Here is a 16,844-nt window from a genome sequence, read left to right on the forward strand (position 1 = left end):
CCGTTACTCCTCCTGTCCGGCAAGCGGCAACGCGAAGGTAAACACCGTGCCGTACGGCTCTCTGCGGCGCGCGCTCAGTTTCCCCCGGTGCCGTTCAATGATGCTGGCGCTGATGGTCAGCCCCATCCCCATTCCCTGCGCTTTGGTCGAATAGAACGAGTCAAAGATCCGCTCGGTGAGCGCCGGCTCAATGCCGCTGCCGGTATCGGCGATCTCGAAGATCACCTTTCCCTCGGCGCAGTTCGCGGTGGAGATCGTGATGCTGCACGGGCGATCCGTCACTTCCGCCATCGCTTCCATCGCATTCATCACCAGGTTAAGCAGCACCTGCTGGATCTGCACGCTGTCACCGATGATAAAGCTGTCGTGAGCGTTCAGGAGATAATCAACGCTTATGTGTCGCAGCTCAAGTTCGCTGCGGGAAAGCATAATGATGTGGTGGATCAGGAAGTGCAGATCGATTCGCGTAAACGTGGGGTCCTGTTTGCGCGTCAGAGACTGAATGCTGCGGATGATCTCCCCTGCTCGCTCGCCCTCGGCGGCGATCTCCTCCAGCCCCTCGCGCACCTTGTCCAGCCGCGCCGGATCGCGGTTGAGCCAGCGCAGGCTCGCGCCGGCGTTCGAGACAATCGACATCAGCGGCTGATTGATCTCGTGCGCGATCGAGGAGGTCAGTTGCCCGACGGTAGTGGCTCGTGAGACTCGCGCCAGATCCGCCTGCGCCACCCGCATCGCATCCTCTGCCGCTCGCTGGCTGGTGATGTCGGTAATGATGCCGTAATACTCATTCACCTCGCTGCCGACGCCCACCGGATCGCCAATCCCGAGGATGTAGCGAACGGAGCCGTCGGTGCGGATGATACGAAACTCCGCGCGCATCGAAAGCCCGTCACGCACGCTCTGATTAACGAGAGTGCTGATCCGCCCATAATCGTCCTCATGCACGAAGGTCAAAAACTCCGCCATTGAGATCATCTTTTGCTGCTCTGGCAGGCCAAGGATACGGGCGTACTCTTCGGACATAAACATCAGATCCTGCACTAGCTCCCAGCGCCAGCTGCCGGTATGGCTGATCTGCTCGCCCAGCATCAGCGAGGTCTGGCTGGCGCGCAGCTCTTTCTCCACCCGTCGGCGCTGGATGTTTTCCTCCAGCAGCTCGGCGTAGAGCCGCGCCGTCTCCAGCGAAACCGCCGCCTGCGCGCCCAGCAGGCTGACCACGCGCGAATGTTCGGCGGTAAACACTTCCGGCATCAGGCGGTTTTCCAGATACAGAACCCCCACCAGCCGCGCCTGTTTGAACATCGGCACGCACATCACGGCGGCGCCGGACGTCACCAGATACGGATCCTGGCTGAACGGGTGGAACTCCTCCGGTTTGCCGGTGCGGATCTCCTGCCCGGTGCGGATCACCGCGGCCAGCACCGACAGCGGCATGTCCGTCGCCATCGGTGACGCTTTCAGGATGCGCACCCGCACGCCGTCGGTACTGGTCCAGGCGCTGGCTTCAATCTCCGGGATGTGATTATCGCTGACGCGCAGCAGCAGGCCACGCTGCGCCCCGGCCCGTTCAAGCAGCAGCGTCATCAGGTTTTCGATTAAACGTTCAAGGTTGATCTCTTCGGACAAGGCGCGTGAGGCTTTGATGACGCTCTGTAAATCGCGGATCACCTCGTTCTGGGCAAACGCCGCCGTGTCATACGCGCGGCTCTGCCCGGAGGCCAGCAGATGCGGGAAATCCTGCTCCAGCTGGCGCACCTTGGCCTGCGCCCCGGCGCGCCCCCAGGCGGCAATCGCGCCGCGGAAATGGGCGTCGGAGGCGGTCGGGTAGCCGCAGGCCAGCGAGAAACGCCCTGCCAGCTCGTGCGCCAGGGCATTGATCGGGTTAAACCCGCCCTCCCGCGAGAGCCGCACCGCTTTTTCATACTGCTCCAGCGCGATGCTGTTCATGCCGTCCAGACGGACGATTTCGGCATAAATCAGCGCCTCTTTATCGGCAAACGTGCCCGGATTGATCCGCGCCCAGAGGGCAATTTTGTCGTAATGGTGATGAATACTGCGGCGATAATCCGCCGAAAAGGTTTCCGGGGTGAGCTGGCGGGAGAGCGCCAGCGCGCTGTAAAAATGGTAATCCAGCAGATGAATATGACCCGGCGCGGACCACGCATACCAGCCCGCCATTTCTAAATCCGCTTGTGCGTCGGCGTATTCGCCGCAGGAAAAGTGCGCCATCCCGCGATAGAGCCAGTACCAGAAGAGCATGGTCGAGGTCTGCTCGGGCGCCTGCTCCGGCGGCGCGGGCAGCAGATCGTCAGGCAGCGCCTGGGCGGCACTCCATGTGCCCGTCACTGGCGTGCGTAAAAACTCCACGTAGCGGCGCTGAATGTGCAGAACGGTTTCAATGTCCTGAAAATCCGTTTTGCGCACAAAGGCCAGACCGCGATCGATGCTGGTCAGCACGCCATCCAGATGATCCCCCCGGGAGAGGAAGTTAATGATCTGATGACAGGCCGCGAAGCAGGCCATCGTCATGTCGCCGTGGGTCACCGCTGAGGTAAAGCAGGCCTTGGCGCACTCGATAGTGTACGACAGCGGCTGGGTCCAGACGCTGAGCTGGTCGAGCGGCAGCAGGGTTTTGGCTTCATAGGCATCATAGCCGTGGCGGTTCACCAGCTCACGAGCCAGCGTGCCGTACTCAAACCCGAGACGGTATTCGGCGTAGCGGTGGCCAATCAGCACGCCAAACCAGGCCATCGCCGTGGTGGAGGCGCCGGTGATGCCGTGATCGAGCGTGAGGTGCATCATCCGGCACAGGAGTAAAAAGTGCAGGCGCGGGCAGGTAAAGCTGGCGAAAATACTGGCGCTGTAAAGCAGGTTCATCACCGCTTCGGTCTCTGCGTTCTCCATCAGCTTAAGCTGAGAAAACGGGTTCTGCGGCGCGTCGGCGGTGCGTTGACAGAACTGCTGCCAGGCCTCGTCACATTCGGCGTTTTCCGGGTAGCGGCTGATCTGGATCCCGAACACGCCCAGCCAGCATAACGACGCCTCCAGCGCCAGGCGGATCTCCGACTGGCGCATATAAACTTCCGCCAGCAGGTTGGCGGCCAGCGCTTTCTCCGTCAGCCCGCCCGGTGAACCGAGGATCGCATCGCACAGCGCACGCGTGCGCTCCAGGTGTCCGAGCGCAAACTCACAGCCCGCCTCTTCGATATCCAGCATAAAGTCCGAGACCGGGCCCGCATTCCCCAGCGCTCTGGCGGTCTGGATGTAGCTTAAGGCGGAAAGGTAATCGCCGGTACGCTTCGCACGCCGCGCGGCCTGAAGGCTCAGCTCCCGGAATCGCTGCCGCTGGGGTGCAGGCTGGATGCAGTCCAGCGCGGCGCTGACGTGGTGAACCGCGCGGAACAGCAGTTCGTTGCCCGCCGTCTGCCGCGCGGCATCCGCCAGCAGGCTGGCGGTGGTCAGGTGCAGATGGCTTTTCTCGCCCTCATCCAGCAGGGCAAAGGCGGCTTCCTGCACCCGATCGTGGGTAAAAGCGTACTCTTTCTCCGTCAGCACAATCAGTTGAGCAGTAACCGCCGGATGAAGCGCATAGCGGATTTCCGCCGCCGACCGCCCCACCACGCGGCACAGCATCTCCAGCTCGCCCGTGCAGCCGAGGCAGGCGATGCTGCCCAGCAGGCGGCGCGTCTCGTCGGGCATCTCCTCCAGCTGTTCAAGCACCAGCGTCACCACGTTCTCGGTGTAGTGCCGGGCGCGGATGGCCTGGAGATCGTAATGCCATTTCCCCTGATATTTGTTGTGCACCACCAGTCCGTCATCGACGATGCGGCGGAAAAATTCCTGCACGAACAGCGGGTTGCCGCCGGTTTTTTCATGGATCAGCGTGGCAAGATCGGCGGTGCCGGTACTGCGGGCATGAAAAATCTCCCCGAGCCAGCGCGCCACGGCCTTCACCGACAGCGGCTGCGGCACGATCGTCGTGGCATGCTGCGCCGCCTCCGGCAGGCTCGCCAGCGCGGTCTGCAAGGTGGGATCAGAAAGCGAACTGAGATCGCGGTGCGCCACCACCACCAGCAGCGGGATGGCGCCGCACGCGCGCAGCAGGTGATCGAGCGTTTGCAGGCTGGCAGCGTCGATCCACTGCACATCATCCAGCAGCACCAGCGGCGCGCCCTGGGTGGCGAAGGTTTTCACCAGCGCCAGCACCATATGGCTGAAGCGCGCCCGCGCGTCGATGGAAAAGGTATCCGCAGAGAAACGCGGTTTGTTCTCAAGGAGTAAATTCAGCTCCGGCACCAGACTGACGGCCAGCTCTTCGTAGCCTTCCAGCGCGCGCGACAGACGGATTTTCCACGTCGCTACCTCCCCGGCTGGCAGCCCGAGCAGGTGCAGCGTGAGCGTCCGAAACGCCGAACTCAGCACGCCGTAGGGCAGCGTTGGGGAATATTGATCGACCTTGCCCACCGCCAGCAGCACCTTGCGCTGTTGCAGCGATTTCAGCGTGGTGGCGATCACGGAAGATTTGCCGATCCCCGAAGGCCCCCCAATCGTCACCAGTTCCGGCGCACCGCTCTGGCTGACCCGCTCAAACGCGGCGATGACGTCGCTGGCCTGCGGATGCGCAGAGAAAAGCGAATCGGCAAGATGGATCGCCGGAGAGCGATCCTGCTGGCCGGGAATAAAGTCGACGATCTCACCTTCGGCGGTCAGCGTCGCCTGGCAGCGCCTGAGGTCGGCAATCAGCCCGTCGACGGTCTGATAGCGATTCTCCGGATTCTTCTCCAGCAGCTTAAGGATAATGGTCGACAGCATGCCGGGTACGTCCGGGCGCACCCGCCCCGGCGCAAGCGGCTCAGAGGCAATGTGGTAATGCGCCCAGTTGGTCTGGTCATCAGCGCTCAGTTCAAACGGCAATCGCCCGGTCAGAAGTTCATAAAGCACGATACCCAGACTGTAGAGATCGCTCCGGCTGTCGACGGCGCGCCGGGTACGCGTGGTGTGTTCCGGTGACATGTAGGCGGGCGTGCCGCCAGACGCGGCAAGCCGTGACTGGGAGAACGCGTCGGAGGTGCCGCAGGAAAGACCGAAGCTGCACAGACGGCAGGTGGCGTCGTGATGAACGAAGATCGCCCCGGGTTTGATATCGCCGTGGATCAGGTTGTGCAGATGCATCTGGCGCAGGGGACCGCAGATGCGGATCGCCATTTCGATAAAGCGGGCGATCCCGGAAATCGCCTTACCTGCCCGGCACGCCAGCAGTTCAAAGCAGAACGGCGCGTAGACCAGCGCAAAACGTCCTCGGTACTGGGTTGAAGCGACGGGCCGGATAGCCCAGCCGTCATGAAGCCGATCGCGCAGGGCAAACTCGTTTTTCAGCAGCCGCGTTGCCCGCTCCTCTTCTTCATCGCTGACCGCGGTGGCAATAATAAACGAACCGCCGGACTGGGGATGCCGCCCGTTCATCCAGGCGATGCCGCCCTCCTGCGCCAGCACGGTAAAAATGACATCCTCTTTCAGAACAAAAGCCCGCCCTTCATGGAGATTTCCCCGGGCGGGCCAAAATGCAGGCGACGTATGTTCGTTCATCCGCGATCCTTATTGTCGGCGGGTCAGCTCCCGCTGAATATGATCCAGCAGAATATCGATGTTAATCGGCTTACGCAAAAATGCAGCGGCGCCCAGACTGAGTGCATACCGCTGCATATTTTCATCAGCATGACCGGAGATAAACAGTACTGGCGGTGGCGGCGTGGCCAGCAACCGCAGCTTCTCAAACAGCTCGATGCCGTTCATGCCGCGCAGCTTGATGTCGGTGATCACCAGCGACGCGCCGGACAGGGCGAGAGGGTGGCTCAAAAACACCTCTGCCGAATCGAAGGTATCGGTAGCATACCCTTCCGATTGCAGCAGGTTACTGAGCCCGCTGCGAACAGAGCGTTCGTCATCAATGATGGCAATGCGCCACAGCAGCGTCATGCTGTCTTTCCTCAAACAAATCGTTACGCGTCGCGGCTTTCCTTCGCGGGCGCTGGGGGCGCGGTACCGCTGATCTTCGGTACGCATTCATGACGAAACCAGGCCAGGGTCAGCGGTTCGCGGCTCACCAGACGCCGTCCGATGGGGATCAGCTGTTCCCCCACCAGCATGCCGAACAGGCCAAGCAGCGCGACGACCGGCGGCGCCGGGGAATGCACGTCGAGCAGGGCGTAAAGTACCCCAGCCGCGACCCCGCACACCAGCGAAATAATCCAGGCCTTCATGTTGACGCTCCGGTCAGGTGCTGAACGTGGGGAACCGTCACCTGCACGCCCGCGGGATTGTCGCGGGATAAAAGATGACGCATTGCCTGTTCCCCCGCCAGCATCCCCAGCAGGCCAATCAGCGCCAGCGCGGGCGGCGCGGGGGAACGCACCTTCAGCACGGCATACATGAGGCCAATCAACACGCCTGCCGCGAGGGATATCAACCCTGTACTCATTGTGAACTCCAGAGAAAAAGGCAGCGGCGAGCCGGATGAGGGACCAGCCCGCCAGCGGGACTTAGCGTGCCGGAACCGGCGCTAAGGTGCGGTGCTCGCTCTTCTGACGAGACGGCGCTTTGTGCACCATGGTGTAGGCGTAATCCACACCCATCCCGTAGGCGCCGGAGTGCTCGCGCACGATATCCATCACCGCGGTGTAGGTCTCTTTGCGCGCCCAGTCGCGCTGCCACTCCAGCATCACCTGCTGCCAGGTCACCGGGATCACGCCCGCCTGGATCATGCGCTGCATCGCGAAGTCGTGGGCTTCTTTGGAGGTGCCGCCGGACGCGTCCGCCACCATATAAATTTCGTAGTCGCCTTCCAGCATCGCGCACAGGGCAAAGCTGTTATTGCACACTTCGGTCCACAGACCGGCGACCACCACCTTCTTCTTGCCGTTGGCCTTCAGCGCGTCGCGCACTTTCTGGTCGTCCCAGGAGTTCATGGAGGTACGCTCCAGAATGTCCTGGCCCGGGAACACGTCCAGCAGCTCCGGATAGGTATTGCCGGAGAAGCTTTCGGTCTCAACGGTGGTGATGATGGCTGGAATGTTGAACACCTTAGCCGCTTTCGCCAGCGCCACGGTGTTGTTTTTCAGCACCTGGCGGTCAATAGACTGCACGCCGAACGCCATCTGCGGCTGGTGGTCAATGAAGATGATCTGACAGTTGGCAGGGGTTAAGACTTCGAGCTTAGAAGTGGTCATAAGAGTATCCAGTGAGGTTAAAGGTTAAAATCGCCGCGAACAGCACGCCGATAAAATCGCGTTCATCCTATGACCCACATCGCCGTGGTGTAATTATCTCTTCGTATAGTTAACCTTAGGTATAGTTATACTTTGGTATACCTATCCTATTGTATAACTGGATCTTTACCGAAACCGGTTCCCATAATCCTGACCATTCCCCTCTGAGTCTGGAGCTATTATGGTTACCCTCGGTAAAGCCGATCTCATTCTGGTTAACGGCCAGTTTCACACCGTCGATCGCGAGAATCCTGTCGCGGAAGCCGTTGCCGTGCGCGACGGGAAATTTCTGGAAGTGGGTACCGTCGCCGAGGTGATGCAACACCACTGCGACGGCACTAAGGTGGTCGACTTAAAAGGCCACACCGCCATCCCCGGCCTGAACGACTCGCACCTGCACCTCATTCGCGGCGGGCTGAACTACAATCTTGAGCTGCGCTGGGAAGGCGTGCCGTCGCTCGCCGACGCCCTGCGGATGCTGAAAGAGCAGGCCCTGCGCACGCCATCGCCCCAGTGGGTGCGCGTGGTGGGCGGCTGGAGCGAGTTCCAGTTCGCCGAGCGCCGCATGCCGACCCTGGACGAAATTAACGACGCCGCGCCTGACACCCCGGTGTTTATCCTCCACCTGTACGACCGCGCCCTGCTCAACCGCGCCGCGCTGAAGGTGGTCGGCTACACCAAAGACACGCCAAACCCGCCGGGCGGCGAGATCCAGCGCGACGCCAACGGCAACCCGACCGGGATGCTGATTGCCCGTCCGAACGCCATGATCCTCTACGCCACGCTGGCGAAGGGGCCGAAGCTGCCGCTGGAGCAGCAGGTTAACTCCACGCGCCAGTTCATGCGCGAGCTGAACCGCCTGGGGCTGACCAGCGCCATCGACGCAGGCGGCGGCTTCCAGAACTACCCGGAAGATTACGAGGTGATTGCCGAGCTGCACGAGAAAAAGCAGATGACCATCCGCATCGCCTACAACCTGTTTACCCAGCGTCCGGGCCACGAGCTGGAAGACTTTGAAAAATGGACCGACATGCTTACGCCGGGCCAGGGCAGCGACTTCTTCCGCCACAACGGCGCGGGCGAGATGCTGGTCTTCTCCGCCGCCGATTTTGAAGACTTCCTCGAGCCGCGCCCGGATCTCGCACCGGGCATGGAGGACGAACTGGAGCGCGTGGTGCGCCATCTGGTGGAGCACCGCTGGCCGTTCCGCCTGCACGCCACTTACAACGAATCCATCAGCCGCATGCTGGACGTGTTCGAGAAGGTGAACCGTGACATTCCGTTCAACGGGCTGCACTGGTTCTTCGACCACGCCGAAACCGTGTCGCAGGCCAACATTGACCGCATCAAAGCACTCGGCGGCGGTATTGCCGTCCAGCACCGCATGGCCTTCCAGGGGGAATACTTTGCCGAGCGCTACGGCATCGAAGCCACCCGCCACACGCCGCCGGTGGCAAAAATGCTTGAGACCGGCGTGCCGGTGGGCTTAGGGACCGACGCCACCCGCGTGGCGAGCTACAACCCGTGGACCGCGCTCTACTGGCTGGTCTCCGGGCGTACCGTTGGCGGGATGCAGATGTACGACCACAGCGCCCGACTGGATCGCGATACCGCCCTGATGCTCTGGACCCAGGGCAGCGCGTGGTTCTCCAGCGAGCAGAACCAGAAGGGGCAGATCAAAGCGGGCCAGCTCGCGGATCTGGCGGTGCTCAGCAAAGATTACTTCCGCGTGCCGGAGGAGGAGATCAAGGGCATCGAGTCCGTCCTCACCGTGGTGAACGGCGATATCGTCTATGCCGCAGGCGCCTTTGGCCCACTCGCGCCGCCCGCCATTCCGGTCCTGCCCGAGTGGTCCCCGGTGGTGAAGGTGCCGGGCCACTACCGCAGCGCGCCGCCGCAGGCCGCACGCGTGGGTATGAGTGTGGCTCACCACTGTAGCGGCCCGTGCGGGGTTCACAGCCACCAGCATGATTTCGCCCGTACGTCAGCGATGCCGGTATCCGACGATAACGCTTTCTGGGGGGCGCTGGGTTGCAGCTGCTTTGCATTCTGATGAAACAAAATGACGTTTCGCCCCGGATCGATCCGGGGCTGTTTTTTCTGCGCCTGACCGGCAGCCTGCTGCTGCTTTACGTGCACGGCCTGCCGAAGGTGCTGCACTTCAGCGAAGAGCTGACGCGCATCGAAGATCCGTTTGGTTTCGGGCCGTATGCCAGCCTGATCCCGGCGATCGTCGCCGAGGTGATCTGCCCGCTGTTTATCATTGCGGGGGTTTACACCCGCCTGGCGTGCCTGCCGATTATTGCCGTGCTGCTGGTGGCGATGCTGGCGGTCCACCCGAACTGGTCGATTGCCGAGGGGCAGTTTGGCTGGCTGCTGCTGATTATCTTCACCACCCTCGCCCTTACCGGGCCGGGCCAGTGGCGAATGCAGCGTAAAACAACGGAGAGGTTCGCATGACCCAGGTTAACGACGTTCGCGACGCACACGTCGAGACGACGCCCGCCCCCGCGGTTTCACCCTGGCAGCCGCTGAGCCAGCCGGTGTTCCGCATGCTGTGGATCGCCACGGTGGTCTCTAACGTCGGCTCATGGATGAGCGACGTCGGTATCAACTGGAGCATGCTGACGCTCAGCGCCGATCCGCTGGATATCGCGCTGGTGCAGGCGGCGAGCAGCCTGCCGATGTTCCTTTTCGCCCTGCCGTCCGGGGTGATGGCGGACATCGTTGACCGACGTAAATACCTGCTCTTCTCCCAGCTGTGGGTGTTCATTGCCGCCGCCGGGCTGACGCTGCTCTCTTTTACCGGACACGTCACCCCCACCGTTCTGCTGGCGGCGACGTTTCTGCTGAGCGTGGGCGCGGCCATGAGTTCGCCGCCGTTTCAGGCGATTGTCCCTGACCTGGTGAGCAAGCCCGAGCTGGGTTCCGCCGTGGCGCTGAACTCGCTGGGGGTGAACATCAGCCGGGCGATTGGCCCCGCGCTGGGCGGTTTTCTGCTGTCTCTTGCCGGACCGTGGATGGTGTTTGCCCTCAACGCGCTGTCCGTGATCGGCGTGGCGTGGGTGCTGTGGCGCTGGCGTCCGGCGCCGTCCGTGCAGCGTTTGCCACCGGAGCACTTTTTCTCTGCGGTGCGCTCCGGGATTCGCTACGTGCACGCCGCGCCGGTGCTGCGCAACGTGCTGGTGCGCACCGTGGCCTTTTTTGTTTTCGGCAGCGCGGGCTGGGCATTGCTGCCGCTGGTGGCGCGCCGCGAGCTGGGCTTAGGCCCGGCGGGCTATGGCGTGATGCTGGCGTGTATCGGCCTTGGCGCCATTGCCGGGGCCATCCTGCTGCCGCGTCTGCGCCAGCGGCTGAACGCCGATCGGCTGATGGTGACCGCCAGCCTGACGTTTGCGATCACCATGCTGGCGCTGGCATTTGTACGTCACTTTTGGCTGCTAAACTTGTTTGAGTTCTTTACCGGCTTCGCGTGGATTGCGGTGCTCTCCACCCTCAACCTTGGCGCGCAGCGCAGCGCCGCACGCTGGGTAAAAGCCCGGGCGCTGGCGGTGTATCTGACGGTCTTTTTCGGTTCGATGACCGCAGGCAGCGCCGTCTGGGGCCAGATCGCCTCGCAGTTCGGCACGCCGGCTTCGCTGGTGGTCGCCACGCTGGGGATGGTGCTGGCGAGCATGACGGTGTTCCGCTGGAAGCTGGAGAAAGATCCGGATTTAAATCTCGACCTGAGCGGGCAGCCGCTGGACGGGGTGGAGATTGAACTCCCGAACGAGCGTGGCCCGATGCTGGTGTCGCATGAGTACATCATCGACCCGCAGAACGCGAAAGCGTTTTTGCAGGCCGTGCACGAGCTACGCCGGGTGCGCCGCCGCGCCGGGGCGATGAGCTGGGCGGTGTACGAAGATATTGAACGTCCGGGTCTGTTTATCGAGACCTTCCTGATGGGTTCCTGGATTGAGCATCTGCGCCAGCAGGAACGCCACACCATGAATGACCTCCTGTTGCAGAGCCGCGTTCTGGCTTTTCATCAGGGCACAACATCACCGGCAATTCGTTATCTGGTCGCGCCGGTCTGAACATAACAATCACCTTTAGAGGAACACACTATGGCAACGTTTAAGGCAAAAGATGGTACGCAGATTTATTACAAAGACTGCGGCGCGGGCAAACCGGTTCTCTTCAGCCACGGCTGGCCGCTGGACGGGGATATGTGGGACAGCCAGCTGAACTTCCTGGCCGAGCGCGGCTACCGCACCATCGCCTTTGACCGTCGCGGGTTTGGGCGTTCGGATCAGCCGTGGAACGGCTATGACTACGATACCTTTGCATCCGACATTAACGACCTGATCACCACGCTGGATCTGCGCGACGTGACGCTGGTGGGCTTCTCCATGGGCGGCGGCGACGTGACGCGCTACATCAACAACTACGGTAGCGAACGCGTGGCCGGTCTCGCCCTGCTGGGCGCGGTAACGCCCATTTTCGGCAAATCCGATAGCTACCCGGAAGGGGTCGATCAGAGCGTGTTCAGCGGGATTCGCGACGGACTGCGTAAAGATCGCGCCCAGTTCATCAGCGACTTCGCCACCCCGTTCTACGGCACCAACGCCGGGCAGACCGTTTCTGCCGGTGCCCTGACGCAGACGCTGAACATCGCCCTGCTGGCGTCCCTGAAGGGCACCATCGACTGTGTAACCGCCTTCGCCGAAACCGACTTCCGCCCGGATATGGCGAAAATCGACGTGCCGACGCTGGTGATCCACGGCAGCAACGACCAGATCGTGCCGTTTGAAACGACCGGCAAGCTGGCGGCAGAGATGATCAAAAACGCCACGCTGAAAGTGTACGACAACGCGCCGCACGGCTTCGCGCTGACCCACCAGGACCAGCTCAACGAAGATCTGCTGGCGTTTGTGAAGTCGCTGTAACATCGTCCAGGGGCATGTTGATTCGGCATGCCCTTATAGATCACTGTTTTAGGTAGTTATTCACTCAGGCTTGCAATCCCGTAAAATTCATTCGCCAGGTTACTGAAGCCTGTAATTTTACTGGAGAGCATATGGACGCAGTTGAGCAAGACGTCAGATTCGAATGGGCAGACTTTTATCAGGCTTTTGCCTCTCAGCTACTGACCTGGCGAAATCGAAGAAAGGAGTTGGTGGCGGGTATTCACCGCATTGCTGCTGAGATTGGTAGTATGTCACACCTACAGGACAAGCCCGCTAATGGCGTCCCCCATCCTTTGAAAGACATTTGTCCTTTCACCACTATGGGCTTGTTTAATCGCTCGCTTACCGTTACCAACCGAAGAAATATCGCAGCCAGCCTGGCAAAACTGATAGGCGTACGCGAAAAGGTTCCTGAATCGTTCGACGGTATTCCGCTACTGAACAATCAGAAATCTTGGTTCTTTGGCTATGAGAAATCACGTAAGCCTGAAGACATCGATACGCTGTGGGAAATGTTTTCTCAGGCAATCTCCTTCGCCGACACCCCAAACGCCGATCCCGCTGACTTCCTCTTTTCTTATGACGCCGCATCTAACGTGCGCAATGTGGGCTGGAACCTGACAATGGGATTGTACTGGCTACGCCCCTGGTTCTACCCTACGCTGGATAGCCAGTCTCAGTACTACATCCAGAAAGTCCTGAACATTAAAATCATTAAAAAAGGTGCCAAAGGGCGCTGTAGCGGACACAACTATCAGACCGTAGCCCTGGCGCTCAAAAAGGCTTTTACCCAGCCAAACTATCCGGTTCACTCCTTCCCTGAACTCTCTCTGGCGGCATGGAATATCGATTTGCAACAGTCAAATGATGAAGTCGAGCGGCTGACATGGAAAGCGTATTTGCTCAATAAGATCAAGGTGCTGTGCCTACGAAAAGACAGCCCCTTTTTCTCTTTGAGGGAGTTAAAAGAGGCCTATCTGGATGAGATTAAGGCGGATTATCCCAATAACAATACTATTGAATCATCCATTTCATATTATCTGCAAAAACTACGTGACGATGATGAACTGGAGTTTCAGACCCCCGGCAATTATGAATACCTCAACTTCGATAAAGGTGAATTGCAGAGCATCACCGAGGAAACGGTTGAAGAGAACGTGCCCGCGGAAATCCCCCACAAGCCTTACACGATAAGCAATTTGATCGATGAGGGCTGCTTTTTAGAAGAGGAAAAAATCCAATTCATCCTTCAGCGGTTACAGGCCAAAAAAAACCTGATCCTTCAGGGCCCGCCGGGAACCGGTAAAACCTGGCTTGCGCGCCGTCTGGCGTATTGTCTGATGGGCGAGGAAACCTCTAAGCGCATCAGCGCGGTGCAGTTCCACCCTACCCTCTCCTACGAAGACTTTATTCGAGGCTGGCGTCCTAACAATGAAGGACGTTTAGCACTGGTAGACGGGCCTTTTCTCCATGCAATCGACAAAGCAGTAAACGATCCGACAACTAAGTACGTGGTCATTATTGAGGAGATTAACCGGGGCAATCCTGCGCAAATTTTTGGCGAAACGCTGACGCTGATGGAGGCGGATAAACGTACGCCGAACGAGGCGCTTGAGCTCTCATATCGATCTGATATGGATGAAAAAACCTACATTCCTGAAAACCTGTATATCATCGGGACGATGAATATCGCTGACCGCTCGCTTGCCCTGCTAGACCTGGCATTACGGCGCCGCTTTGCGTTTATTGATCTAAAGCCCGAGTTTAACGACGCGTGGAAAAAATGGGTTAACCAACGGTTTAATGTGAGCCTGGAAACATTAGCCTTTATTGAATCCAAATTCACCGCGTTAAATGAAAAATTGTCCAGGGATGCGGCCCTGGGACCTCAATTTTGTATCGGGCATAGCTATGTTACCCCACCTGCGGGGTTGAAAATTGACGACGGGATGGCCTGGTACGAGCAGATTGTCGAAACCGAAATCTGCCCTTTACTTGCCGAATACTGGTTTGATGCGCCGGAGAAAGTCCAGGATTCCAGAAAGGAACTTCTCAGCGTATGACCGATCTTGCTGAACGTGACGATACGCAGGCTCGGGCAGCTGTATCGCGTATTCCTTTGCGGAATATCTGGCTATTGATGCTGTACGCCTCCAGCCTGTTTCGCCACCACGGGCGCAGCATGGTTGCCGCTGAAAACAACCCGGAGGAGATCCCGGCGCTGGTGGCCAGGATCCTGCTTCACGAAGTGGAGCAGCGGCTGTTAAGGCATTTAAGTATGGGATACCAAACTCGCCGCGCCACGCTTAACAGGGTAAGGGGACGCATTGATGTTCTGCGCACAACCAGTCGACAATTGCTTGAGCGGGCACAGGTAGCCTGCCAGTTTCAGGAAATGACGCTGGACACACCACGAAATCGCTATGTTCGCTCTGCGTTAGAGCACCTTGTTCCGCTGCTCAGCAACGGCCCGCTGGCTGCGCAATGTCGCGCAATGGCAATCAATTTGCGTCGTCGTGGTATTGAGGGGGGTATGCCCAGTAAAGGTGAACTGCCGTCAATCACACGTTTTGGCCGCCACGATGCGGCGGATAAAGCCATGGTCGATGCCGCGAAGCTGGCATTTGAATTATGGCTACCAACCCAAACTGCGGGGCAAAAACTGTTGCCAACGCCTTCTGATGACCCTTACTGGATGCGCAAGCTGTTCGAGAAAAGTATGGCGGGTTTCTATCACTTCCATCTTCCCAAAAAAGACTGGACAGTCGCTGCCGGAAAAGAGTTGAAATGGGGATTAACGTCTCAAAGTGCAGGGAGCGAAAGTATTTTCCCAACCATGAACTCGGACATTATTCTTGAGCACAAGCAACCTGCACAGCGCGTCATCATCGACACCAAATTCAATAACATTCTGACTAAAGGCTGGTATCGCGATAAGAGCTTGCGCAGCGGTTATATCTACCAGATTTATACCTATCTGCGAACGCAGGAGAACCGAACAGATCCATTATCTCTCCGTTCAGCTGGATTATTACTTCATCCAGCCGTCGATGTAATGCTCTACGAATTCGTTGAGGTACAGGGGCATAAAATCCACTTTGCCACCGTAGATTTAGCAGCAGATGCCGCCACAATGACTCAGCAATTATTGAAATTAGCGCGTGATTGCTGTGGGATAACTGACGTGAATTAAGTTCTGAAGTGGACGCCTGCATGACAGGCGCCCATTTCTCTTAGTTCGCCGGAGCCGGACGCTCCAGCCGCTCATTCTCTGCACGGCTATTTTCTACATGATGCCGACGCTCCGCCAGCAGCCGACACACCTCCGCATGCTTCTCCTCGGTAAAGGTGAAGCGCGACATAAACCCCATTCGAATCAGCGAGCCTATCGCCGGTAACAAACAAATCCCGAAGAACAGCCCCGCCAGCACGCTGTCGCTCTGGGCCTGCGCCTGCGGCACATAGTCGATCATCGTCAGAAACACGCCGATGAGCCCGCCGCCCACCGCCACCGACATCTTGCCGGTAAAGGTCTGCCCGGAGAAGGTGATCGCCGCGCAGCGCTTGTGGGTGTGGTATTCCGCGTACTCAATGGTGTCGGCAATCATCGACGAGGTGAGGATGTTGGTCATCATCACGAACAGCGTGCTCAGGCCGAGCAGGATAAACAGCAGCGCCGTGTGCTGATAGCCCGTGAACCACATCACCACGCGGACCGCCACGTCCAGCCCGCAGAGGATCATAAACAGCTTCCGCTTCTGCATCCGACGGGTCAGCAGCGGGGCGACCAGGCACAGCACCGCCGCCACTATTCCCATCACGCCAATTGCCATTTGCAGGCTGCCGTCGCCCATATTGTTGATAAAGAAGTAGATATAGAGCCCCCCCGCCACGTTATGGAACACGCAGAAAAAGAACGACAGCAGGACGATAAACAGCGGCTTGTTCTGGCGCAGGTTGTGGAAGGTGTCGCGCATCGTCACCTTTTCCGGGCTCGGCGGCACGCGCTCTTTGATCTGCATAAAGCCGTTGAGCATCAGCGGCAGGCCCACCAGCATCATCACCAGCGCCGCCATAAAGTAGCCTTTATCGTTGCTGTACTGGGCAAAGAACGCCGCCAGCTTCGGGAAGAAGATGCTGGCGCAGGCGATTCCGGCGTTTACCCCGAGCATCGCCGCCGTTACCACGCGGGTGCGCTGCCCGGAGTCGTTGGTCATCACCGACGACATCGACCAGAACGGGATATCGGAGATGGCGTACAGCGTCCCCCACAGGATATACGTCACCCCGGCGTAGAGGATTTTGGTGGTCATGTCCGCTTCGATTTTATAGAACGCCAGCAGGGTGACGCCGGTGATCAGCAGCGGCGCAATCAGTAAAAAGTGGCGAAACTTGCCGAACCGGCTGTTAATGGTGTCCATAATGCTGGCAAACAGCGGATCGTGAACCGCATCCCACGCGCGGGCAATCAGGAAGATGGTACTTGCCGCCAGCGCCGAGATCCCCAGCACGTCGGTGTAAAAATAGTTTATAAACGAACCCACTAAACCAAAGCTAAAACATTGACCTAAACCATAGCCAAAGTAAGACCACAACTCGCGAGACGGTATTTTCATTGTCATTGCCATAG

Annotated in this window: 12 protein-coding genes; 6 read left to right on the forward strand and 6 right to left on the reverse strand. The window is 59.2% G+C overall.

Features of this window, described 5'->3' with window-relative positions; all coding sequences use genetic code 11:
- Positions 1-3 precede the first annotated feature (3 nt).
- The 5 genes from RHN82_RS06600 to RHN82_RS06620 all read right to left on the reverse strand — a co-directional run bounded on the left by RHN82_RS06600 (position 4) and on the right by RHN82_RS06620 (position 7,226).
- Positions 4-5,586: an ATP-binding sensor histidine kinase gene (locus tag RHN82_RS06600; RefSeq protein WP_047052559.1), complete on the reverse strand. Its 5,583-nt coding sequence runs from the start codon at positions 5,584-5,586 to the stop codon at positions 4-6.
- A gap of 9 nt (positions 5,587-5,595) precedes the next feature.
- Entirely contained in the window at positions 5,596-5,976 is a 381-nt protein-coding gene (locus RHN82_RS06605) for a response regulator transcription factor (RefSeq protein WP_047052560.1), read from the reverse strand.
- Between the two features lie 23 nt (positions 5,977-5,999).
- On the reverse strand, positions 6,000-6,260 hold the full coding sequence (locus RHN82_RS06610; protein WP_003863056.1) for a XapX domain-containing protein: 261 nt from the start codon (positions 6,258-6,260) through the stop codon (positions 6,000-6,002).
- Positions 6,257-6,478 carry a DUF1427 family protein gene (locus RHN82_RS06615; RefSeq protein ID WP_047052561.1) on the reverse strand — a complete coding sequence of 74 codons (222 nt, stop codon included), beginning with the start codon at positions 6,476-6,478 and terminating at the stop codon, positions 6,257-6,259. Before RHN82_RS06615 ends, RHN82_RS06610 begins: the two co-directional genes overlap by 4 nt.
- A 61-nt stretch (positions 6,479-6,539) precedes the next feature.
- The gene (locus RHN82_RS06620; protein WP_045331699.1) at positions 6,540-7,226 is read right to left on the reverse strand and encodes a hydrolase; all 687 of its coding nucleotides are present in this window, start codon (positions 7,224-7,226) and stop codon (positions 6,540-6,542) included.
- Between the two features lie 220 nt (positions 7,227-7,446).
- Here RHN82_RS06620 and RHN82_RS06625 point away from each other — a divergent pair, with 220 nt between their 5' ends.
- The 6 genes from RHN82_RS06625 to mcrC all read left to right on the forward strand — a co-directional run bounded on the left by RHN82_RS06625 (position 7,447) and on the right by mcrC (position 15,407).
- Positions 7,447-9,318 (forward strand): amidohydrolase, encoded by a 1,872-nt coding sequence (locus tag RHN82_RS06625; RefSeq protein WP_047052562.1) that lies wholly within the window; start codon positions 7,447-7,449, stop codon positions 9,316-9,318.
- Entirely contained in the window at positions 9,318-9,725 is a 408-nt protein-coding gene (locus RHN82_RS06630; RefSeq protein ID WP_047052563.1) for a DoxX family protein, read from the forward strand. The genes RHN82_RS06625 and RHN82_RS06630 overlap by 1 nt, the downstream gene beginning before the upstream one ends.
- Positions 9,722-11,341 (forward strand): MFS transporter, encoded by a 1,620-nt coding sequence (locus RHN82_RS06635; RefSeq protein WP_047052564.1) that lies wholly within the window; start codon positions 9,722-9,724, stop codon positions 11,339-11,341. The genes RHN82_RS06630 and RHN82_RS06635 overlap by 4 nt, the downstream gene beginning before the upstream one ends.
- Positions 11,342-11,371: 30 nt before the next feature.
- The gene (locus RHN82_RS06640; protein ID WP_047052565.1) at positions 11,372-12,193 is read left to right on the forward strand and encodes an alpha/beta fold hydrolase; all 822 of its coding nucleotides are present in this window, start codon (positions 11,372-11,374) and stop codon (positions 12,191-12,193) included.
- 131 nt (positions 12,194-12,324) lie between these two features.
- Positions 12,325-14,277 carry an AAA family ATPase gene (locus RHN82_RS06645; RefSeq protein WP_047052566.1) on the forward strand — a complete coding sequence of 651 codons (1,953 nt, stop codon included), beginning with the start codon at positions 12,325-12,327 and terminating at the stop codon, positions 14,275-14,277.
- A complete protein-coding gene (gene mcrC, locus RHN82_RS06650) occupies positions 14,274-15,407 on the forward strand; it encodes a 5-methylcytosine-specific restriction endonuclease system specificity protein McrC (RefSeq protein ID WP_047052567.1) in 1,134 nt (377 codons plus the stop codon). Before RHN82_RS06645 ends, mcrC begins: the two co-directional genes overlap by 4 nt.
- A 40-nt stretch (positions 15,408-15,447) precedes the next feature.
- On the opposite strand, the gene RHN82_RS06655 is transcribed toward mcrC, so the two are convergent.
- Positions 15,448-16,842: an MFS transporter gene (locus RHN82_RS06655; protein WP_047052568.1), complete on the reverse strand. Its 1,395-nt coding sequence runs from the start codon at positions 16,840-16,842 to the stop codon at positions 15,448-15,450.
- Between the last annotated feature and the right edge of the window lie 2 nt (positions 16,843-16,844).

Source organism: Enterobacter cloacae complex sp. EB5 (assembly GCF_031432835.1).
GTDB classification, from domain to species: Bacteria; Pseudomonadota; Gammaproteobacteria; order Enterobacterales; family Enterobacteriaceae; genus Enterobacter; species Enterobacter hormaechei_C.